Here is a 19,408-nt window from a genome sequence, read left to right on the forward strand (position 1 = left end):
CATCGACAGCGGCAGGTACTGCTCGAGGCGCTCATCGCCGCCGACCTCGCCCATGGGCATGACCTCGATGATGGTCATGTCGTGGCCCTCGCTTCCGCACCAGGCGAGCATCGAGGAGAGCTCCTCGTCATTGACGCCGCGGAGCGCTACCGCATTCACCTTGACCGCGAGCCCGGCCGCCTTCGCCGCCCTGATCCCGTCCAGCACCTGGTCGAGCTTGCCCCAGCGGGTGATTTCGGTGAATTTCGCCGGGTCGAGCGTGTCGACGGAGACGTTGACGCGCTTGACGCCGATGCTCCGGAGCTCGTCCGCGTAGCGCCGGAGCTGGCTGCCATTGGTGGTCAATGTCAGCTCCTCCAGCGCGCCGGTCTTGAGATGGCGGCCAAGGGCGCGGAACAGCGTCATGATGTCCCGGCGCACCAAGGGCTCGCCGCCGGTCAGCCGGAGCTTCTTGACGCCGAGTCCGACGAAGGCGCTGCACAGTCGGTCCAACTCCTCGAGGCTCAAAATGTCTTTCTTCGGCAGAAAGGTCATGTCTTCCGCCATGCAATAGACGCAACGGAAGTCGCAGCGGTCGGTGACCGACACGCGCAGGTAGCTGATATGTCGGCCGAAGGGATCGATCATTGGTCTGGTGCCCGAAAGTCCCATCTAATGTAGGCGCGCCGGGGCGAAATAACAGCCATGAATTCTACGAGGTATTTCGCCACCTTGCGGGGTATCGACGGGCCGGAGCATAGTCGAGGCCGATGGCGGAATTCTGGATCAAGCCGGACCCGAGCGACCAGCGGCTGACCCGCCGGGTCGTGGGCATGGACGAAGCCGGCCGGGCGGTTGAGACCTCGGTGCCGACCGAGCGGCCGCTGACGCTATTCCTCAACGGCCAGGAGATCGTCACCATGATGACGATCGGCGACTATCCCGAGTATCTGGCCCTGGGATATCTCATCAACCAGAACATGATCCAAGCCGATGAGCCGATCGCCGGCATCGACTATGACGATGAGACCGACAGCGTCGTGGTCCGCACCCGGCGCAAGACCGACTTCGAGCAGAAGCTGCGGAAGAAGACGCTGACCTCCGGCTGCGCCCAGGGCACGGTGTTCGGCGATCTCATGGAGAAATTCGAGACGATCGATCTCGCCAAAGACGCCGTGATCAAGACCTCGTGGATCTACGCGCTGGCGAAGAAAATAAACACCACGCCCAGCCTCTATCTGGAAGCCGGCGCCATCCATGGCTGCGTGTTGTGCGAGGCCGACCGGCCGCTCGTCTATATGGAGGATGTCGGCCGCCACAACGCCATCGACAAGATCGCCGGCTACATGGCGCGCCACCAGGTCCCGGCCACGGGCAAGCTCTTCTACACCACCGGACGGCTGACCTCCGAGATGGTGATCAAGACGGTGCAGATGGGCATCCCGATCCTGATCTCCCGCTCGGGCTGCACCGCCTGGGGCGTGGATCTCGCCAAGAAAGCGAACCTGACCTTGATCGGCCGCGCCAAGGGCAAGCGCTTCATCGCCTTTGCCGGCGAGGCCCGCATCCTCTACGACGCCGACCCGCGCCAGACCGTCGAAGAGGACGCGCGGCACAAACGCAAGGCCAGCGTCGCCGACGATGCGGCGTAGCCCGTCGTACCCCCTCTCCCATGGGGGGAGGGCAGGGGTGAGGGGAACCCGATGAGCATCTCGGCTGCGCGCAAGTTGCGCCGTAACATGACCGAAGCAGAGAGCAGGCTCTGGACTGCGCTTCGTCACCACCAATTGGACGGCTTCAAGTTCCGCCGACAGCACGCAATCGGTCCCTATGTGCTGGACTTCTACTGCGAACCCCTGAAGCTTGTGGTCGAAGTGGATGGCGGCCAGCATAATGATGCAATCGCACATGACGCGGCTCGCACCGCCTGGCTCGAAGCGCGTGGTTGCCGCGTGCTCCGCTTCTGGAACAATGAGGACCTCGGCAACCTTTCAGGCGTTCTGGCGACCATCCAATCGGCGTTGCCGGCTTCCCCTCACCCGCTCGCTCGCGCTCGCGACCTCTCCCCACGGGAGAGGTGACCGATGGTCGCCAAACCCCGCGACGTCGTCGGCGTGCTGCTCGCCGGCGGGCTGTCGCGTCGCATGGGCGGCGGCGATAAATGTCTAAGGGAGCTCGGCGGCGAGACCATCCTGGCCCGCATCCTCACGCGGGTGCGCCCTCAGGTCGGCCGGCTCGTGCTCAACGCCAATGGGGCGCCGGAGCGCTTCGCCGACTATGGCCTGCAGGTCGTGTCCGATGCGGTCTTGGGCTATGTCGGGCCGCTGGCCGGCGTGCTTACCGGCCTCGAATGGGCCTCGGTGCATGCGCCGGCCGCCGAATGGGTCGCCTCGTTTGCGACCGATGCGCCGTTCCTGCCCCTGGATCTGGTGCGCCGTCTGGCCGACGCGGTCGCCGACGACCAGGCCGATCTCGCCTGCGCCGCATCAAGCGGCCAGAGCCATCCGGTCTTCGGGCTGTGGCCGGTCAGGCTGCGTCACGACTTGCGGCGCGCGCTGACCCTGGAGGGTGTGCGCAAGGTCGACGACTGGACCGGCCGCTATCGCCTCGCCACGGTCGAATTCGCGACCGACCCCATCGACCCCTTCTTCAACGCCAACCGGCCGGAGGATCTGGCGGCGGCGGAGACGATGGTGGGGGAGACGCCCGGTTGATTTGATGACAGTTGCATCGCCCGCTCTTTGCGGGATTGATGTCTCCCCTCGAAATCGATGGGAGAGACTCTCGTGCTCAATCACTGGCTCGCTTTCGCCGCCGCCTCGGCGGTTCTCGTCGCCATTCCCGGGCCGACGGTGCTGATGGTCATCTCCTATGCCCTCGGCCATGGACGCAAGGCGACGGCGGCGACGGTGGCGGGGGTGAGTCTCGGGGATTTGACCGCGATCACCGCCTCGATGCTGGGGGTGGGCGCCGTGCTGGCGGCCTCGGCGGCGATCTTCACCGCGGTCAAGCTGGTGGGCGCCTTCTATCTTGTCTATATCGGGATCAAGCTCTGGCGGGCGCCGGTCGGCGACCAGCATCTGGCGGTGGTCGAGGAAGCGAAGCCCGATCGTATCTTCTGGCATGCCTATTGGGTGACCGCCCTCAATCCCAAGGGGGTGGTGTTCTTCGTCGCCTTCCTGCCGCAGTTCTTCGATGCGGCCGCGCCGATCCTGCCGCAGATGGTCTTGTTCGCGATCACCTTCGTCGTGATCGCCACGCTGAACTCGCTCCTCTACGCGCTGATGGCCTCCGCCGCGCGCCAGTCGATCCGCAAGCCGGCGGTGCAGCGACGAGTCAACCGCCTCGGCGGCTCCATGCTCATCGGCGCCGGCGTCTTCACCGCGGCCTGGCAGAAGGCGGGCGCGTGACGACCTTTGTCGCGCTTCTCCGCGGCATCAATGTCGGCGGCCGCAATCCTGTGGCCATGTCCGATCTGCGCCAGCTTGCGGCGGGGCTGGACCTCGAGGAGCCGCGCACGCTCCTGCAAAGCGGCAATCTCGTCTTTCGCAGCGAGGGACGGACGGCCGAGATCGCGCGTCGTCTGGAAGACGAGACGAAGAAGCGGCTCGCGCTCGCGACGACCTTCATCCTCCGCACCGCCAAGGAGTGGGCGACGATCATCGCCCGCAACCCGCTTGCGGACATGGCGGCCGGCGACCCTAGCCATCTCGTCGTCGTGTTTTTGCAGGAGGCTCCGACGGCGAAAGCCTGGAAGGCACTGGCGGCGGCGATCACCGGCCCGGAGATCCTCAGCGGCAGCGGGAAGGAAGCCTATATCGCCTATACCGCCGGGATCGGGCGCTCGCGGCTGACGATCGAGGCGATCGAATCCAAGCTCGGAACGCGTGGGACCGGCCGCAATTGGAACACAGTGCTCAAGCTCGCCACGCTGCTCGAGGATTGAATTGGCGTGAGGCTGAGATGAAGCGTGCGAGCCCCGAGTCGCTGGCGCGGATCGTGCCGTTCCTGGGTGAGCTCCGCCGTCGGCCTGGGCTGACCGAGAAAAAGCCCGGCATCTTCTACTGCCGCGGCAAGGCCTTCCAGCATCTCCACGAAGATGCGGCCGGGCTATTCGCAGATCTCCGCTTTGTCGAAGGATGGCGTCGATTTCCGGCGAACTCCGCTAAGGACTGGAAGGCACGTCTGGCCGCCGTCGATGGGGTGAACGGAGCGGCTCTGCGCTAATCGTTATTTATTCCAGTGCTTCTGTAGCAGGAGGGCGGCCAGGAACACCGCTGAGTTTGGTTGCTTGCGCACGGCCTGCCAATCAGTGATCGCCTGCTGTGCCTGATTAACCTTTTGGAGTACGTCCGCCCTGACGAACGGCTGGGATAAATCATAGTCAGCTCGATTGCGCTCTTGCTGCAAAGCGACGAAGGCGGTCGCCACAGACTGGAGCTCTTGTCTAATGGGCGACGTTACAATTTCCCGGGTGCCGGCCCCGAGCCCGGCAATATTGCCTTTTGCAAATTGCGCGCAGACATTCTTCATCTCCGAATGCGCAAACGCCCTTCGTACCTGTCCGCGCAGCGTGGCCGGTTCTCGCGGCGCAAGTATTTGCACGCCCTCATCGACCAGCAGGTGAAAAATTGCATAATACGCCGCGGATACGGCGCGCCGAAGGCTCGCTTGTTTGGGCTTCTTGCGTTCTCGAAAGGCGAGGTGGCGCGCTTGCTCAATTAGGTCAGTGTAAAGCGCCACCTCGCGGCCGCGTCACGCTGCCGCGCGAAATTGCACATAAGGCCACCGCTCGATGCCCTTCTTCGGCAATTTTGCAAGAAGGTCGGCGGTTACCTCCTGCGCGAGCTTGCTGAATTCGGAAACCTTCTTGGGCGAGGGGTTTAAATCGTCATCGATGATGAACAACACCCAGACGGCCGGATCACCGGTCGAATCGTCTCCGAACTGAAGCTCGAAACGTTTGACCCCCGCAGGAAGCTTAAGCTTGCTGACCAAGCTGTGGACCACCTTCGCTTCAGTCGCATACGCGGTCGTGACTGGCGATTTGGGCATGAAAAAGAACTTAGGTCGCCTCGGTGCTTTTGTCCACGGCACTACGTTGGCACTTTTGCCGCGCTACCCGCCGCAGCTGGGCGGCACCAGGCCGATCCGGGGCTGAAGCTGGCCGGCGGCGGTCTCGCATTCATCGCCATGGTCGGTGCAGTAGCTGGTGATGGCGTTGATGCCGGCGCCGGTGGCGTTGGCGAGACTGGTCGACATGTATTGCAGCGAGGTGAGCGCGCCCAAGCGCTTGAAGGCGTTCACCATGACCTCGCCCTGGCAGCGGGCACCCGGCGCCTCGCCGGGAATGACGACGATGAGCGGGTCGGGCTTCTTCACCTCGCCGCGCTTGCGCTCATCCTTCTTCTCCTCAGCCTGCACGGGCAGCGCCATCGGTGCCGCCATGGCAGTGAGCCAAAGGGCTGCCAGCAGGATGCTGAGCGGGCGGCAGAGGAAGGTCATGCGCTGCATGGGCGAGACGATACGTGATTCGCGGCACGGCGGGGGCAACAATCGCCTATTCGGCGGCGAGACGCACGGGCTCCACGCGGGCGGCGCAGAATTTCAGCTCGGGGATTTTTCCGAAGGGATCCAAGGCGGGGTTGGTCAGGAGATTGACGGCCGCCTCGGCGAAGCAGAAGGGGATGAAGATCACCCCTTCAGGCACTTCGGCGTCGGCACGGGCCCTGAGCTCGATGCGGCCGCGCCGCGTCTCCACGCTGACCGCCGCACCGGCGGCAAGGCCGAGGCGGTCGAGATCGGCCGGCGCCATATGGGCGATCGCCTCCGGCTCGATCGCATCCAAGGCAGTGGCGCGGCGGGTCATCGCCCCGGTGTGCCAATGCTCGAGCAGGCGTCCGGTGGTGAGCACCATGGGATAGGCGCTGTCCGGCACCTCGTCCGGCGGCAGGATCTGGCAGGGGACGAACTTGCCGCGGCCGCTCTTGGTGGGGAATCCCTCGCCGAAGATGACGTCGCGGCCGGGCACGTCCTCCGAGTCCACTGGATATGTCACCGCCCCCTCGCGCTCAAGCCGCTCCCAGGTGATGCCCTTCAGCGACGGCATCACCCGGCGCATCTCGGCGAACACGTCCTTGGGGTGGGTGTAGCGCCAGTCGAGGCCGAGGCGACGGGCGAGCTCCTGGATGGTCCACCAGTCGGGTTTGGCTTCCCCCGGCGGCTGGAGCGCCTGCCGGCCAAGCTGCACGCGCCGGTCTGTGTTGGTGAAGCTGCCGTCCTTCTCCGGGAAGGCGGTGGCCGGCAGCACCACGTCGGCGAACATCGCGGTCTCGGTCAGGAAGATCTCCTGCACCACCAGATGCTGGAGGTGCGCCAGGGCTTCGCGCACGTGGTTCAGGTCCGGATCGCTCATCGCCGGGTTCTCGCCCAGGATGTACATGCCCTTGATCTTGCCCGCATGCACCGCGTGCATGATCTCGACCACGGTCAGCCCGCGTTTGGGGTCGAGCTGCATGCCCCAGAGGCTCTCATACTCGGCCCGCCCCGCGGGATCCTCGACCGGGCGATAATCGGCATAGAACATGGGGATGAGCCCGGCATCCGACGCGCCCTGCACGTTGTTCTGGCCACGCAGCGGGTGCAAGCCGGTGCCGGGCCGTCCGACCTGTCCGCAGAGCAGCGCCAAGGCGATGAGCGCCCGGGCATTGTCGGTGCCGTGCACGTGCTGGCTGATGCCCATGCCCCAGAAGATCATCGCCCGCTCGGCCCGGGCGTAGACCCGCGCCACCTCGCGCAGGCTCTGAGCCTCGATCCCGCAGAGCGGCGCCATCTTCTCGGGCGAGAACGCCGCCGTCTGGCGCTCGAGCTCGGCGTAGCCCTCGGTGAAGCCCTCGATGTACTGCCGGTCGGTCAGCCCCTCGGTGATGATGGTGTGGATCAGCGCGTTCAAGAGCGCCACGTCCGAGCCCGGCCGGTTGCGCAACATGTAGGTGGCATGCCGCGAGAGCGCCTGGCCCCTGGGATCGGCGACGATGAGCGTGGCGCCGCCCTTGACCGCGTTCTTGATGAAGGTGGCGGCGACCGGGTGGTTGACCGTGGGATTGGCGCCGATGACGACGATGACGTCGGCGTTGGCGCATTCGGAGACCGGTGCGGTGACCGCCCCCGAGCCGATGGTCTCCATCAGGGCCGCCACCGAGGAGGCGTGGCAGAGCCGGGTGCAATGGTCGACATTGTTGGTGCCGAAGCCGGTGCGGACCAGCTTCTGGAAGAGGAACGCCTCTTCATTCGAGCCCTTGGCGGAGCCGAAGCCGGCGAGCGCATTGCCGCCATCGGTCTCGCGGATGCGCTTCAACCCCTGGGCGGCGGCGTCGAGCGCCTCGTCCCAGCCGGCTGGGCGGAAATGGGTCCAGGGATTGGCGGGATCGCAATCGAGCGACCGGTCCTTGGGCGCGTCCTGGCGCCGGATCATCGGCTGGGTCAGCCGGTGGCGGTGGTGGACATAGTCGAAGCCGTAGCGGCCCTTGACGCAGAGCCGGTTGTGGTTCGCCGGACCGTCGCGGCCGTCGACCGAAACGAGCTTGCCCTCCTTCATATTGAAAGTGAGCTGGCAGCCGACGCCGCAATAGGGACAAAGCGAGTCGACGGCCTTGTCCGGCGTCACCGCCTTGCGGCCGGCCATGTCGAGGAGCGAGGCCGGCATCAAGGCCCCGGTCGGACAGGCCTGCACGCATTCCCCGCAGCCCACGCAGGTCGACTGGCCCATGGGATCGTCGAAGTCGAAGACGATCTTCGAGTCATGGCCGCGATAAGCCATGCCGATGACGTCGTTCACCTGCACCTCGCGGCAGGCGCGCACGCAGAGCCCACATTGGATGCAGGCATCGAGATGAACCCCGATCGCCGGATGGCTGCGGTCCGGGGTCGGGGCGCCGCGGCCGGCAAAGCGGCTGGAGGCCACACCCATGCGCTCGGCCCATTGCCAGATGAGGGCATTGGGGTCATGGCTGTCGTTGCGCTGGGGCTGATCGGCCAGCAGCAGCTCCATGATCATCGCCCGCGCCTTCTTGGCGCGCTCCGAGCCGGTGGTGACGCGCATGCCGGCCTTGGGCTTGCGGATGCAGGAGGCGGCCAGCACGCGCTCGCCTGCGATCTCGACCATGCAGGCCCGGCAATTGCCGTCGGGGCGATAGCCCGGCGCCGGCTTGAAGCAGAGATGCGGGATCTCGGTTCCTTGCCGGTTCGCCACCTGCCAGATGGTCTCCTCGGGACTGGCCTCGACCTCGCGCCCGTCGAGCTGGAAGCGGATGAGTTCGCTCATGCGAAGTCCTCTGGAAAATAGCGGAGCGCTGTCAGCATCGGATTGGGTGCCGCCTGGCCCAAGCCGCAAATCGACGCATCCTGCATGGCGGTGCTGAGCTCGCTCAAGAGGGGGCGGTCCCATCGGGGCTGGCCCAAGAGGGCGGCCGCCTTCTCGGTGCCGACCCGGCAGGGCGTGCATTGGCCACAGCTCTCATGGGCGAAGAAGCGCATGAGGTTGTGGGCGGCCATGCGCACATCGTCCTGATCGGAGAGCACCACCACCGCGGCCGAGCCGATGAAGCAGCCATGGGGCTCGAGCGTGCCGAAGTCGAGGGGGAGATCGGCCATGCTCGCCGGCAGAATACCCCCCGAGGCGCCGCCCGGCAGATAGCCCTTGAAGCGATGGCCCGCAGCCATGCCGCCGCAGAAATCATCGATCAGACGACGGACGGTAATCCCCGCCGGGGCGATCTTGACGCCCGGTTGCTTGACCCGGCCGGAGACCGAGAAGGTGTGGAGCCCCTTGCGCCCGTTCTCGCCTTGGCCCACGAACCAGGCGGCGCCGCGCTCGACGATGTCGCGCACCCAATGGAGCGTCTCGACATTGTTGATGAGCGTCGGCCGGCCGAACAACCCGACCTCGGAGGGGTAGGGCGGTTTGTGCCGCGGCAGGCCGCGCTTGCCCTCGATGCTTTCCAGCATCGCCGACTCTTCACCGCAGATATAGGCGCCGGCGCCGCGCCTGAGCTCGATCTCCAGCCCTTGGCTGAGCCCGCTCTCGGCCAGCGCCTTCAGCTCCTCGCCGAGGAGTGCCCTGATGCCGGGATACTCGTCGCGGAGATAGACGTAGATCGACTTCGCCTCGATCGCCCAGGCGCCGATCAGCATGCCCTCCAGCATCCGGTGCGGGTCGGTCTCCAGGAAGTAGCGGTCCTTGAAGGTTCCGGGCTCGCCCTCATCGGCATTGATCGCCAAGAGCCGCGGAGCGGGCTGCTGGCGAACCAGGCGCCACTTCTGACCGGTCGGAAAGCCGGCACCGCCGAGGCCGCGCAATCCCGCCTGCTCCAAGACGGCGATGATCTCTTCGGGCTTGCGGCGCCCGGCTCGGCAGGCTTCGAGCAATTGGTACCCGCCATCCCGGCGGTAGCTCGCCAGGCGGCGATGGCTGATCGGCTGCGGCGTGGTTTCCCCCGCAACCAGGGCGGCGCGGATGCTGGCGGCATCGGCATGCGCGATCAATCTTTGGCCGACATGGACGGCGGGTGCCTTGTCGCAGGCGCCGATGCAAGGCGCCGGCACGACGCGAACGCCGGGGCCGACATCGGCGGCGAGCGCCGCCATGAGACGCTCGGCGCCGGCCAAGGCGCAGCTCAAGGAGTCGCAAACCCTGACCGTGACCGCAGCCGGAGCGGGCGCGCCGTCCTCGATCATATCGAAGTGGTGATAGAAGGTGGCGACCTCGTAGACCTCGGCCAGCGGCAGCTTGAGCTCATGGGCCAGTGCCGCCAGCAAGCCGGCCGGCAGCCCGCGATGGCGATCCTGAACGAGATGCAGATATTCGATCAGCAGATCGCGGCGGCGCGGGCCGGGACCCAACAGCGTGCGGATCTCGGCCAGCGCTTGGCCATCGACCTGCCGACCCTTCGGCTGCGGTCTCGCCTTGCCGCGGCCGGCGCCGTGGTGGCGCGGCTTCCCCCCGGCAACTTCGTTATCGGGCATTCCTTCTTTCCTCCGCGGGTTGCCGGGATTCTATTCCCGTCCCCGATGGCCGTGCCCCGTCCGGCAGCTCCCGAACCTGCTTACCTCGTCGCACCAAGCTCACGCCAATTTGCCCCTGTGATCGCCGCATCGGTCGGCGCCATCATTTTTGATCGTCATTTGGCCCGACCGGGTCGAGACTGATGATGTCGCTGTTGATCAGGCGCTTGCCTGCATGCTCGAAATTGACCGTTACCCGGTTGCCGATTGCGGACTGCACCTGTCCGATGCCCCAGTCGGGCTGCCCCGGGTGCCGCACCAATGTGCCGGGAGTGATCTGCTGGGACAAGCCTGTCGCTCGCGAAGCTAAGATTGCAGTATAGGAAATCTCCGCGGCGCGTTGAAGGCCGCCCAGCAAGAGGCTCCGAGAACCCGTGTCATCGAGTATTCATCTAGGGGAGCTGCTGATCTCGCGCATCTGCCATGACCTCGCCAGTCCGGTCGGCGCGGTCATGAGCGGTCTCGAGCTCATCGAGGAATTCGAAGGCGAAACCGCCGACGATGCGCTCAGGCTGATGGCCGATAGCGCGCGCATCGCTGCCCGGCGCATGGCCTTCTATCGGCTGGCCTTCGGCTTTGCCGGCAATGCCGCAAATCTGTCCCTGGCCGAGGCGCGCGCCCTGCTCATGGACTTTTTGGTCGGCGGGCGGGCCAGGCTGGACTGGCCGGAAGCCACCGACGTCGCCAATCATTGCCCCGAGGAAGGGGGCGTCAAGCTCCTGCTGATGCTTGTCTTCGTTGCGCTCGAAGCCTTGCCCCGCGGCGGCACGGTCGCCGTCGGGTTCGATCTGGCGGGGGGGATCGCCCGGATCCAGGCGCAGGGGCCCGGCGCTCGGATCGCGCCTGCGAACGAGGCGGCTCTCACCGGCGCCGAGGACATCCTCCAGCGCCTGGATGCGGGAACCGCGCCGTCCTACTACGCGGGTCGCCTGGCCCAGAGGCTCGGTGCGGGGCTCATGCTCGAGCCCGGCACCGATCGCCTCAGCCTATCGGCGCGGCTGCCCTAGGCGATCGCCGGTTCCTTGGCGGCGCCGCGAGCGCGCTTCGGCGGCTCTTCGGCCTGCGGGTCGCGGAGCACATAGCCCCGGCCCCAGACCGTCTCGATGTAGTTCTCGCCGTCGGTCGCCAGCATCAGCTTCTTGCGCAGCTTGCAGACGAAGACGTCGATGATCTTGTGCTCGGGCTCGTCCATGCCGCCGTAGAGATGATTGAGGAACATCTCCTTGGTGAGCGTGCTGCCCTTCCTGAGGGCCAAGAGCTCGAGGATGCTGTACTCCTTGCCGGTCAAGTGCACCGGCTTGCCGTCCGCTTCGACCAGGCGCTGGGCGATGTTGATGGTGAGCTTGCCGGTCCGGATGAGCGGGTCGGAATGGCCTTTGGAGCGCCGCACGATCGCCTGGATGCGGGCGATGAGCTCACGCCGATCGAAGGGCTTGGTCATGTAGTCGTCGGCACCGATGCCGAGGCCCTTGATCTTGTCGTCGGGTGCCGCCAATCCCGACAGGATCAGGATCGGCGTCTGGATCTTGGCGGCGCGCAGCCGGCGCAGCACCTCGTAGCCGTCGATGTCGGGAAGCATGAGATCGAGAAGGATGATGTCGTAGTCGTAGAGCTTCCCGATCTCCAGGCCGTCTTCGCCGAACTCGGAGATGTCGACGACGAAGCCGCTCGACTTCAGCATCAGCTCCAGGCTGCGTGCCGTCGCCGAATCGTCTTCCACCAAGAGAATGCGCATAAGCCACCCCTCCCACTGGCACACACAACCTAAAGATATTAACCGTTCCTGAAGGAATGGTTAACGACGTAGCAACAACCGCGGCCCGGGCGTGCGGAATGTGTCCTTTCCTGCTATGATACGCCTCCGCGGGGCAGGGGTTTCCCGATGCTGATCAATCCGTTGCGGCAGGCAGTGAAAGAGGTGGAGAAGCTGCCGGAATACCGCCTTTACGGCCGCGTTGCCTCGGTTTTAGGCATGATGGTGGAGGTGGGCGGGGTCGAGCGGCAGCTTTCCATCGGCGATCGCTGTCTCCTCATGGCCCGCGGCGGCCGCCGGGTCCCCTGCGAGGTGGTGGGGTTCCGGCAGAACCGGGCCTTGGTCATGCCCTTCGTCCCGCTCGAAGGGGTGGGTGTGGGCAGCCGCGCCGAGGTGGCGGAGTCGGAGCCGGTGGTGTTTCCCGATGAAGCCTGGCTCGGCCGCGTGGTCAACGCCATGGGCGAGCCGGTCGACGGCAAGGGCCCGCTGGTGAATGGCCGGCAGGGCTATCCGCTTCGCGCCCAGCCGCCGAAGGCGCATGAGCGCGCCAGGCTCGGCGGCAAGATCGATCTGGGCGTGCGCGGGCTCAACACCTTCCTCACCACCGTCATGGGCCAGCGCATGGGCATCTTCGCCGGCTCCGGCGTGGGCAAGTCGGTGCTGATGTCGATGATCGCCCGCTACACCTCGGCCGATGTCAACGTCATCGGGCTCGTCGGCGAGCGCGGACGCGAGGTGCAGGAGTTCATCCAGGACATTCTCGGTCCCGAAGGCCTGGCACGATCGGTCATCGTGGTCGCGACTTCGGACGAGTCGCCGCTGATGCGCCGGCAAGCTGCCTATCTCACGCTCGCCATCTCCGAATTTTTCCGCGACCTCGGCAAAGAGGTGCTCTGCCTCATCGACAGCATCACCCGCTTTGCCATGGCGCAGCGCGAGATCGGGCTCTCGGCGGGCGAGCCGCCCGCGAGCAAGGGCTATACGCCGACCGTGTTCGGCGAGCTGCCGCGCCTGTTGGAGCGCGCCGGGCCCGGCATCGGCAAGGGCAACATCACCGGACTCTTCGCCGTGCTGGTGGAAGGCGACGACCATAACGAGCCGATCGCCGACTCGGTGCGCGGCATCATCGACGGCCATATCGTGCTGGAACGGCATATTGCCGAGCGCGGCCGCTATCCGGCGATCAACATCATGAGGAGCATCAGCCGCGCCATGCCGGCCTGCAATACGCCGGAGGAGAACCGCCTGGTGGTCAAGGCGCGTTCGCTCCTCAGCCTTTATGAGGATATGGCCGAGCTCATCCGCCTCGGCGCCTATCGCCGCGGCAGCGACCCAAGAGTGGACGAAGCGATCGCCTATTACCCGGCGCTCGAGCGCTTCCTCGCCCAGGACAAGGATGAGCGCTGCGACCTGGAAACCGGCTATGCGCAGCTCGGCCAGATCCTGGACAATCCCCCCGTCGGCGATCAGGTCTAGCGCGGTAGACGGTGAAGAGCCTCTCCAGCCTCATACGCCTGGTCAAATGGCGCATCGACGAGAAGCGCCGGGAGCTCATGGACCGCGAGAGCGAAGCCGAGGCGCTTCGGTGGAAGCTGCAGCAGGGCGAGGAGGAGATCCGCGCCGAGCAGGCATGGGCCAAAACCACCTTCGAGGCGGGCCTGGGATACGGTGCCTATGCGCGGCGCGCCATCCAGCGGCGCGCCATGCTGACCCAGGCCTTGGCCGAGGCCGAGGCCAAAGTCGAGGTCGTCCGTGCCGAGCTCGCCGATCTCTTTTTGGAGCAGAAGCAATACGAGATCACCCAGGCAAACCGTGAAAGGCGCGAGCGCGAGCGCCTGGCCAAGATCGAGCAAGGCGAGCTGGACGAGATCGCGCTCAACCAGCACAAGGCCAAGAAGGTGGACGCCGCGGGCTAAATATTCGGATTCGATCGTCGTCGCGCAGGCGACGCGAAGAAACAGACCCTCACCCCAGCCCTCTCCCGCGATGCGGGAGAGGGAGAGAGAGGTGGCGGTCACCCCCTCTCCCGCTGGGGGTGGACTTTGGGAGGGGGTGGGGATCACCCCCTCCCCGACCCTCCCCGGGCGGGAGAGGGCTGGGGTGAGGGTCCTCACTGATCAACGCCGGTTCTCGCGGAAGCGCAGGATGACGCCGCAGGCATCCTCAGGAGCTACGCGGAGGAGATCGTCTTCCTCCTGGAAGCTCACGCCGTTCCTCTCGAGCAAGCCGCTGGTCTCGGCGAGCGCGGCGACGGCGAGAGTGATCGCCGACAGATAGGGCAGGGCCACGCCGGCGAGCGCCACGCGCCGTTGCTCGGCTTCGGCTTGGGTCATGAACTCGAGCCGCGCGCCGCCTCCGGCGTCGACCACGAGCCGGCCGTTCGCTTCACGAACCGCGGCGGCGCCGAACAGCGTCTCCTGCTGCCGCCGGACGAGGGTGATGTCGGCGACCACGGCGGTGAGCGCGGCGACGGCCAGGCTACCATTGGCGTGGCGCGTCCATTCGGGGCGGCGGATCAGCTCCGGCGTCAGATGCTGGCAAACGAGCGAGGCCATCAATCCCTCGGTCTGCCGCTGATCGAAGAACACCAGGCGGAAGCGGGGATGGACCTCGCCTTCGGCGAGCTCGAAGCGGCGGGTGAGCTCGCGGGGCGTCGTCGCGTCCAGCCCGCAGGCGCGGGCAAGACTGTAGGTTTCATCGGCCGAGCGCGGGACGAAGGCGACGCCCATCAGGCCTTCGCGCCGCTCGAGGAAGCCGTCGAGGCCATGCAGGTAGCGCTCGGCATCGACGATGCCGCGCAGCTCCAGATAGTCCCTCTGAAACATGATGCACCAATTGCCGGTGCCCCATTCCAGATGGCTGCCGCGGGGTGGAATGGTGAAGCCCAGGCGCTGGTAGAAGCCGCGCGCCGCCGCCATGTCGCGGACGGCGATGACGGGGTGATCGATGCCGATGATCCCGATGCTCATCCCTTGCCTCAGCCCCGCTTCTGCTGGGCCAACAGCTCGGGATTGCTCCAGCCGGGCTGGCGGTCCTCGACGACGACGCTGTGCTCGACCGCTTGCGGCATCCCCGCGCGCTTTCCGGCCCGGATCTCGATCATGGTCCAGCGCGGCACGATTTCGTTGTTGAGATCATCCAGCATGGCAAGGGTCATGGCTTCGAGGGACAGCCAGGGTTGCTGGGAGAGAAGGGCAAGATAGGTCTCGAGCGCGGCAGGCTGCAGGATGTCGCGGTCCGGCACATAGCAGAGGCGCACGCTCAAGTCGTTCTTGCCGACCGTGCCCAGATCCGCCTCCAGGCGCACGACATAGTCGACCTGGCCCGAGGGATTGGGCTCGCTCGCCAAGAGCCGACGACGTTCGCTGCGGGCTTCGGGAGTCGGCAAGGCTGGACCTCGGAGCCGCGCGTCAGGCCGAGATCTGGGCGGCGTGCCCGAAGAGGCGGGCGGAGTCGGGCTCGACGAAACGCGGCGTGGCTTGGAATGCGATCTGACCGGCGATGCCCGTGCCCTCGCAGGCCTTGGTGAAGATGGCATTGATCTCGCGCCGCATGTCCGCCGGCAGCGCGGCCTTGGTGCGAATAACGAGATCGAGCCGCTTGGCATGCACCAGCCCATCCAGCTGGAAGGCGCCGAGCCTGGTCAGGTCAAGATCGACCAGGAACCGGGTCGACGGCTCCTGCGCCTCCCTCTCGGTCTGCTCCTGGCCGCCATCCTTATGCACGTACAGGCGGAGCTGCCTGATCGCCTCGCCGTCGAACACCGGCACGAACAGGGCGCGCCAATCCCCGGAGCTGGTTTTTGCATCGCTCGCCTCCGCCATCTGCCGGAATTCCTGGCCGAGCTTGCTCAAGAGCCGGCCGCGACCGCTGCGCTCGAGCGCGCTCGTGCTCTGCTCGCCGAGCCACGCCCGCACGTCGCCGCCCTTGAGGGCTGCGATGAAGAAAGCGAGCCCACCGGCGAGCTGTTGACCCGGGCGGGCGATCACGTGCTCGCTCAGCGACTGGGCCAGCTGCGGGTTGATCGCCCGCAAGGCATCCAGCGCTTCGGCGAGGGCCGGCCATTCATGGGCGAGCTGGATCAAAGGGTCGGGCTTGACCGCGCCCGGCGCCGCGCCGCTCGTCGCCAGCTTCGGCGCCAGCGACAGCACCTCCATGCTGATTGGAGTGCCGACCGGTGGACTCATGCGCGTGACGAGAGTGAAAACACCATCCTCCGTGTCGACGACAGGCTCGCCCGCGAGCGTGGTGCCGGTGATCGAGCCGGTGAGGATCGGTGCGCCGGCTTGGGGGAGAACCGGCGGTCCCGAGCCGCCGAGGCTGAGCACGCGCACCAGGATGGCGCCACCGGGTCTGAGCGCCAGGACCGGATTGGCATGGGGACCGATTTCGGCCGGCGCGAGGTCTGCCGAGCCGTCGCTCGCGCCTGCTTGGGCCGGGGTGGCCGGTGCCGAGGTCTCGCTCGCCGCCGCGCCGGGCGGAGGTGCCGCGGTGCTTGCTGCGGCGTTGGCCGCTGCGCTCGCCTTCTGGGCGGCCGGCGATGCGGGGCCGGTGAGCGGAGTGGCTGGTGGAGTCGGCGACCGAGCCGCCGCATCTGCCGGTGGGCTCGCCGCGGCGACTGACGCTGGTGTTGCAGCCGCGGGGACGGGCGCTGGCGCCACCGAGGGGGGCGTCGACATCGAAGGAGGTGCGGCCGCTGCTTGCGGCGCCGCAGCCCCTCTGGCGGTGGCAGGCGCGGGTCCCGCCGTTGCCGGTGCGGCGCCGCGCGCGCCCCCAGCCGAGGCGAGGAGCCCGAGGGCGGAGAGCAGATTCTGCACGAGCCCGCTGCCCGGCGCGGCGCTGACACTGCCCGGTGAAGCGGCGGCCGCCACATAGGCCGGCTGGGCCGGCATGTTCGGCACCGGCTCGCCGGGCGCGGGCTCGTTGCCGGAAGTGCCCGCCGGTACCGCGGTCGCTGGATAGGGCGATTGCGGACGCGCCGGTGCGGGGCGGTTGGCCGGAGATTTCGGATCGCTCGGCGCTTCGACGGCCGCTTCGAGCAGCATCGTCGCCAAAGTCTGAGGGCTCACCAGCGTCGCCGGCCGGCGGGCGGCCGGGTCTGCTTGCGGATCGCTGGGCACGGCCAAGCGCGGCACGGGCAGGGGCTGCGGCAAGGTTGCCACGGGCGGGGGTGCCGTGTTGGGCGGAGATACGGTGTTGGATGCGGGCGGCGTGTTGGGCGGAGACGCCGCGCTCGGCAGAGGCGCCGTGTTGGGCAGCGGTGCCGGCGCGCCTGCCTCGGCGCTTTGACCTTGGCCCGGGCTGCGCTGCGCCAGCACTGCGGTAACGACGGTGCCGGGTGTGAGCACGATCGCCGGGTCAAGCGGCGCCGTCGGATTGCCGAGGTTGACCGCCGGCTCTGCAACCGGGCTTGCCGTGGCGCCGGGTCCGGCAGAGGCCGGCGCCCTGCCGTCGCTGACCGAGAGCAGAGCCACCTGCGGGACGGCGCCGGTGCTCTGCACTTGCAAGGCCACCTTGGCGCCGTCGGGGAGGGCGGTCGCCAGCGCGATCGGTCCGTGATCGGTCACCACGAGCGCGCGGCCCTGCTCATCGGTGCCGGCGACGGTGCCTTGGATGATGGCGCCGGCATTGACGCTCGCAAATTCCGGCGGCGGATTCTGCACCGGCAGCAGCGGCAGCGCCGGCTGCACCGCCGATACGGTCTGCGTCGGACTGGCCTGCGGAACGGCTGGAGCTAGCTGAGGTCCCGCAGCCGCCGTAGGCAGGATGGTGCTCACGGCCCGAGCCGGCTACCCGCCGACGAGGTTGCGCACGATCGCCTCGACGTCGGCGGCTGCATCGGAGCCGGGATGGCGCGTGAGCAGCGGTGTTTGATTGCGAATGCTTTCGACCACCTTCTTATCGCGTCTGACGATGCCGGCGAGCGGCGGCGCGATCTTGAGGAAGCCCTGGCAAGCCCGAAGCAGCGTCTGGTAGGTGCGTTGGCCTTCGGCGACGGAGCCCGCCATGTTGACGACGACGCGGATATCCACCTCGGGCTCGTCGGCATGGGTCACCTTGATGAACGCATAGGCGTCGGTGAGCGACGTCGGTTCTACCGTGGTTACCACCAGGCAGGTGCCGGCGCTCGCCGCCAGGAGCCGCACGGTGCGATCGAGACCGGCTCCGAGATCGAGGACGACGCTGTCATAGCTTGCGGCGAGCGCCACCAGCTCGGAGCGAAGCTGCGTCAGGCGCTGGCCGGGGAGGGTCGCCAGCGAGCCGTTGCCGGAGCGGCCGGCGATGATGTCGAAGCCGCCGTCGCCGTAGCGGGTGGTGGCCTGGGCGAGGGTGATGCGGCCGCCGATGACGCCGCCCAGATCCCGCTCCGGCATCAGGCCCAGCTGAATGTCGACATTCGCCAGGCCAAGATCTCCGTCGAACAGGAGAGCCTTGCGGCCATGGCGGGCGAAGGCATGGGCGAGCGTGATGGCAAACCAGGTCTTGCCGACACCGCCCTTGCCGGAGGCGACAGCGATGGCGTTGCGCGCTTTGGGCAACGGCGAGGCTCCAGCGGCGGAATGGACGGTCGTCATGACGCGGCCCTATTGCGGTAGACCTGCTCTTCCTCCGCGCTCAAATCGGGAAGCAAGAGTCGTGCCAAAGACACGGGATTCAAAGCCTTAAGCCCTTCGGCGACCGACGCGGTGATGCTGACATCGGCGAATTTGAGGCGGCTGCCATCGACCGCGACCAAGAGGCTCGCGAGCCGCCGCGCCAGGTCGATGCGGGTTGCAACCAGGCTCTTGGCGCCGACGGCGGCGAAGGCGCGGGCGATGTCGGCTGCTTCCAAAGGATCCCCCCCGGCGGCGAGGACAAGCGCAGTCTCGGCCTTCGCGGCCTCCACCAGCTTCGCAAGCGCGCGCATCTCGTCCTCCAGATAGGGATTGCGACCGGCGGTGTCGATGATCGTCACGCCATTGCGCCCGCAGGCCGCGAGCGCGTCCTGCAGACGCTGCGGCGATTCCGCGGTCATGACGTCGATCTTGAGGACGCGGGCGAAGACCTCGAGCTGCTCGTAGCCGCCGGCACGCTCGAGATCGGTGGTGATCAGATTGACCTCGCGCTTGCGCATGACCGCGCGGGCGGCGAGCTTGGCAACGGTCAGCGTCTTGCCCACCCCGGGGGGGCCGATCAGCATGATCGGCTGGCGCTGGCGGCCGTCGGGAAGCGGATGAAAGCTGAAGGTCCCGTCGAGCGCGCCGGCCAAGGCCAGGATCGGATCGTCGACGCCGAGCGTGGTGGCCGCGCGCAACAGCCGCTCCGCCAAATTCGCCGGCACCCCATGCCGGTCGAGCGCATCGCTCAGCACCTCGATGGTGTCTTCGCGTCGGGCCGGACGCTGCCCCGGCCGACCGTCGGAGTTTCGTCCTTTACCCGGCGCCGCGGCGCCGTCGACTTCCGCCTCGTAGCCCTCGAGCGCAGCGGTCACCCGCACGCCCTGGCCCCCTTCGCCCCGCTGGGTCGAGACGATGATCGCCTCCTCGCCCAAATGCTCGCGCACCAGCCGCATGGCATCGGACATGGTCGAAGCATTGAAGGTCTTGAGGCGCATGGCGTTCGGGTGGGGCTGTC

General features: G+C 67.2%; 22 protein-coding genes. 9 read left to right on the forward strand and 13 right to left on the reverse strand.

Annotated features, from left to right (window positions below; genetic code table 11):
- A partial coding sequence (gene moaA / locus HY058_15725; protein MBI3498747.1) for a GTP 3',8-cyclase MoaA occupies window positions 1–627 on the reverse strand: 627 nt, incomplete at its 3' end.
- A gap of 122 nt (window positions 628–749) precedes the next feature.
- On the opposite strand from moaA, the gene fdhD reads away from it, so the two are divergent.
- Genes fdhD through HY058_15755 form a run of 6 tightly spaced genes read left to right on the forward strand, consistent with a single transcriptional unit; the run spans window position 750 to window position 4,206 of the window.
- Complete coding sequence (gene fdhD, locus HY058_15730) at window positions 750–1,631, forward strand: formate dehydrogenase accessory sulfurtransferase FdhD (protein ID MBI3498748.1); 882 nt, start codon at window positions 750–752, stop codon at window positions 1,629–1,631.
- Between the two features lie 51 nt (window positions 1,632–1,682).
- The gene (locus HY058_15735; GenBank protein MBI3498749.1) at window positions 1,683–2,060 is read left to right on the forward strand and encodes an endonuclease domain-containing protein; all 378 of its coding nucleotides are present in this window, start codon (window positions 1,683–1,685) and stop codon (window positions 2,058–2,060) included.
- Between the two features lie 3 nt (window positions 2,061–2,063).
- Window positions 2,064–2,693, forward strand: coding sequence for a molybdenum cofactor guanylyltransferase MobA (gene mobA / locus HY058_15740; protein ID MBI3498750.1), 630 nt, complete (start codon window positions 2,064–2,066; stop codon window positions 2,691–2,693).
- Window positions 2,694–2,750: 57 nt separating this feature from the next.
- On the forward strand, window positions 2,751–3,389 hold the full coding sequence (locus HY058_15745; protein MBI3498751.1) for a LysE family translocator: 639 nt from the start codon (window positions 2,751–2,753) through the stop codon (window positions 3,387–3,389).
- Complete coding sequence (locus HY058_15750; GenBank protein ID MBI3498752.1) at window positions 3,386–3,925, forward strand: DUF1697 domain-containing protein; 540 nt, start codon at window positions 3,386–3,388, stop codon at window positions 3,923–3,925. Before HY058_15745 ends, HY058_15750 begins: the two co-directional genes overlap by 4 nt.
- A gap of 17 nt (window positions 3,926–3,942) precedes the next feature.
- Window positions 3,943–4,206, forward strand: coding sequence for a hypothetical protein (locus HY058_15755; protein MBI3498753.1), 264 nt, complete (start codon window positions 3,943–3,945; stop codon window positions 4,204–4,206).
- A 3-nt stretch (window positions 4,207–4,209) separates the two neighbouring features.
- Here HY058_15755 and HY058_15760 read toward each other — a convergent pair whose 3' ends face one another.
- The 6 genes from HY058_15760 to HY058_15785 all read right to left on the reverse strand — a co-directional run bounded on the left by HY058_15760 (window position 4,210) and on the right by HY058_15785 (window position 10,330).
- Complete coding sequence (locus HY058_15760; GenBank protein MBI3498754.1) at window positions 4,210–4,722, reverse strand: hypothetical protein; 513 nt, start codon at window positions 4,720–4,722, stop codon at window positions 4,210–4,212.
- A gap of 12 nt (window positions 4,723–4,734) precedes the next feature.
- Window positions 4,735–5,034: a hypothetical protein gene (locus HY058_15765; GenBank protein ID MBI3498755.1), complete on the reverse strand. Its 300-nt coding sequence runs from the start codon at window positions 5,032–5,034 to the stop codon at window positions 4,735–4,737.
- A 63-nt stretch (window positions 5,035–5,097) separates the two neighbouring features.
- Window positions 5,098–5,493, reverse strand: coding sequence for a hypothetical protein (locus HY058_15770; GenBank protein ID MBI3498756.1), 396 nt, complete (start codon window positions 5,491–5,493; stop codon window positions 5,098–5,100).
- Window positions 5,494–5,539: 46 nt separating this feature from the next.
- A complete protein-coding gene (gene fdhF / locus HY058_15775; protein ID MBI3498757.1) occupies window positions 5,540–8,302 on the reverse strand; it encodes a formate dehydrogenase subunit alpha in 2,763 nt (920 codons plus the stop codon).
- The gene (locus HY058_15780; protein ID MBI3498758.1) at window positions 8,299–10,002 is read right to left on the reverse strand and encodes an NAD(P)H-dependent oxidoreductase subunit E; all 1,704 of its coding nucleotides are present in this window, start codon (window positions 10,000–10,002) and stop codon (window positions 8,299–8,301) included. Before HY058_15780 ends, fdhF begins: the two co-directional genes overlap by 4 nt.
- A gap of 142 nt (window positions 10,003–10,144) precedes the next feature.
- Window positions 10,145–10,330, reverse strand: coding sequence for a DUF3553 domain-containing protein (locus HY058_15785; protein ID MBI3498759.1), 186 nt, complete (start codon window positions 10,328–10,330; stop codon window positions 10,145–10,147).
- 85 nt (window positions 10,331–10,415) lie between these two features.
- Between HY058_15785 and HY058_15790 the strand changes: the two genes are divergently transcribed.
- A complete protein-coding gene (locus tag HY058_15790; protein ID MBI3498760.1) occupies window positions 10,416–11,048 on the forward strand; it encodes a hypothetical protein in 633 nt (210 codons plus the stop codon).
- On the opposite strand, the gene HY058_15795 is transcribed toward HY058_15790, so the two are convergent.
- Complete coding sequence (locus tag HY058_15795) at window positions 11,045–11,776, reverse strand: response regulator transcription factor (GenBank protein MBI3498761.1); 732 nt, start codon at window positions 11,774–11,776, stop codon at window positions 11,045–11,047. The genes HY058_15790 and HY058_15795 overlap by 4 nt on opposite strands.
- Window positions 11,777–11,923: 147 nt before the next feature.
- Between HY058_15795 and fliI the strand changes: the two genes are divergently transcribed.
- Together fliI and HY058_15805 are read left to right on the forward strand one after the other, a co-directional pair.
- Complete coding sequence (fliI, locus tag HY058_15800) at window positions 11,924–13,270, forward strand: flagellar protein export ATPase FliI (GenBank protein ID MBI3498762.1); 1,347 nt, start codon at window positions 11,924–11,926, stop codon at window positions 13,268–13,270.
- Window positions 13,271–13,281: 11 nt separating this feature from the next.
- A complete protein-coding gene (locus tag HY058_15805; GenBank protein ID MBI3498763.1) occupies window positions 13,282–13,710 on the forward strand; it encodes a hypothetical protein in 429 nt (142 codons plus the stop codon).
- A gap of 201 nt (window positions 13,711–13,911) precedes the next feature.
- Here the strand turns inward: HY058_15805 and HY058_15810 are convergent, their stop codons facing one another.
- From HY058_15810 to HY058_15830, 5 genes are read right to left on the reverse strand one after another with little or no spacing between them, the layout of a single operon-like run.
- Window positions 13,912–14,763 (reverse strand): VOC family protein, encoded by an 852-nt coding sequence (locus HY058_15810; protein MBI3498764.1) that lies wholly within the window; start codon window positions 14,761–14,763, stop codon window positions 13,912–13,914.
- Window positions 14,764–14,771: 8 nt separating this feature from the next.
- Window positions 14,772–15,182 carry a hypothetical protein gene (locus tag HY058_15815; GenBank protein ID MBI3498765.1) on the reverse strand — a complete coding sequence of 137 codons (411 nt, stop codon included), beginning with the start codon at window positions 15,180–15,182 and terminating at the stop codon, window positions 14,772–14,774.
- A 22-nt stretch (window positions 15,183–15,204) separates the two neighbouring features.
- Complete coding sequence (locus HY058_15820; GenBank protein ID MBI3498766.1) at window positions 15,205–17,571, reverse strand: hypothetical protein; 2,367 nt, start codon at window positions 17,569–17,571, stop codon at window positions 15,205–15,207.
- Between the two features lie 12 nt (window positions 17,572–17,583).
- Complete coding sequence (locus tag HY058_15825; GenBank protein MBI3498767.1) at window positions 17,584–18,369, reverse strand: MinD/ParA family protein; 786 nt, start codon at window positions 18,367–18,369, stop codon at window positions 17,584–17,586.
- A complete protein-coding gene (locus HY058_15830) occupies window positions 18,366–19,388 on the reverse strand; it encodes an ATP-binding protein (GenBank protein MBI3498768.1) in 1,023 nt (340 codons plus the stop codon). The genes HY058_15825 and HY058_15830 overlap by 4 nt, the downstream gene beginning before the upstream one ends.
- Window positions 19,389–19,408 lie beyond the last annotated feature (20 nt).

This window comes from Pseudomonadota bacterium (assembly GCA_016195085.1).
In the GTDB taxonomy this organism is placed as follows: Bacteria; Pseudomonadota; Alphaproteobacteria; order SHVZ01; family SHVZ01; genus JACQAG01.

Coding starts and splice junctions, on each gene's coding strand:
- fdhD (MBI3498748.1), top strand. CDS start 750: ATGGCGGAATTCTGGATCAAGCCGGACCCGAGCGACCAGCGGCTGACC.
- HY058_15735 (MBI3498749.1), top strand. CDS start 1,683: ATGAGCATCTCGGCTGCGCGCAAGTTGCGCCGTAACATGACCGAAGCA.
- mobA (MBI3498750.1), top strand. CDS start 2,064: ATGGTCGCCAAACCCCGCGACGTCGTCGGCGTGCTGCTCGCCGGCGGG.
- HY058_15745 (MBI3498751.1), top strand. CDS start 2,751: ATGGGAGAGACTCTCGTGCTCAATCACTGGCTCGCTTTCGCCGCCGCC.
- HY058_15755 (MBI3498753.1), top strand. CDS start 3,943: ATGAAGCGTGCGAGCCCCGAGTCGCTGGCGCGGATCGTGCCGTTCCTG.
- HY058_15765 (MBI3498755.1), bottom strand. CDS start 5,034: ATGCCCAAATCGCCAGTCACGACCGCGTATGCGACTGAAGCGAAGGTG.
- HY058_15770 (MBI3498756.1), bottom strand. CDS start 5,493: ATGCAGCGCATGACCTTCCTCTGCCGCCCGCTCAGCATCCTGCTGGCA.
- fdhF (MBI3498757.1), bottom strand. CDS start 8,302: ATGAGCGAACTCATCCGCTTCCAGCTCGACGGGCGCGAGGTCGAGGCC.
- HY058_15780 (MBI3498758.1), bottom strand. CDS start 10,002: ATGCCCGATAACGAAGTTGCCGGGGGGAAGCCGCGCCACCACGGCGCC.
- HY058_15795 (MBI3498761.1), bottom strand. CDS start 11,776: ATGCGCATTCTCTTGGTGGAAGACGATTCGGCGACGGCACGCAGCCTG.
- fliI (MBI3498762.1), top strand. CDS start 11,924: ATGCTGATCAATCCGTTGCGGCAGGCAGTGAAAGAGGTGGAGAAGCTG.
- HY058_15810 (MBI3498764.1), bottom strand. CDS start 14,763: ATGAGCATCGGGATCATCGGCATCGATCACCCCGTCATCGCCGTCCGC.
- HY058_15825 (MBI3498767.1), bottom strand. CDS start 18,369: ATGACGACCGTCCATTCCGCCGCTGGAGCCTCGCCGTTGCCCAAAGCG.
- HY058_15830 (MBI3498768.1), bottom strand. CDS start 19,388: ATGCGCCTCAAGACCTTCAATGCTTCGACCATGTCCGATGCCATGCGG.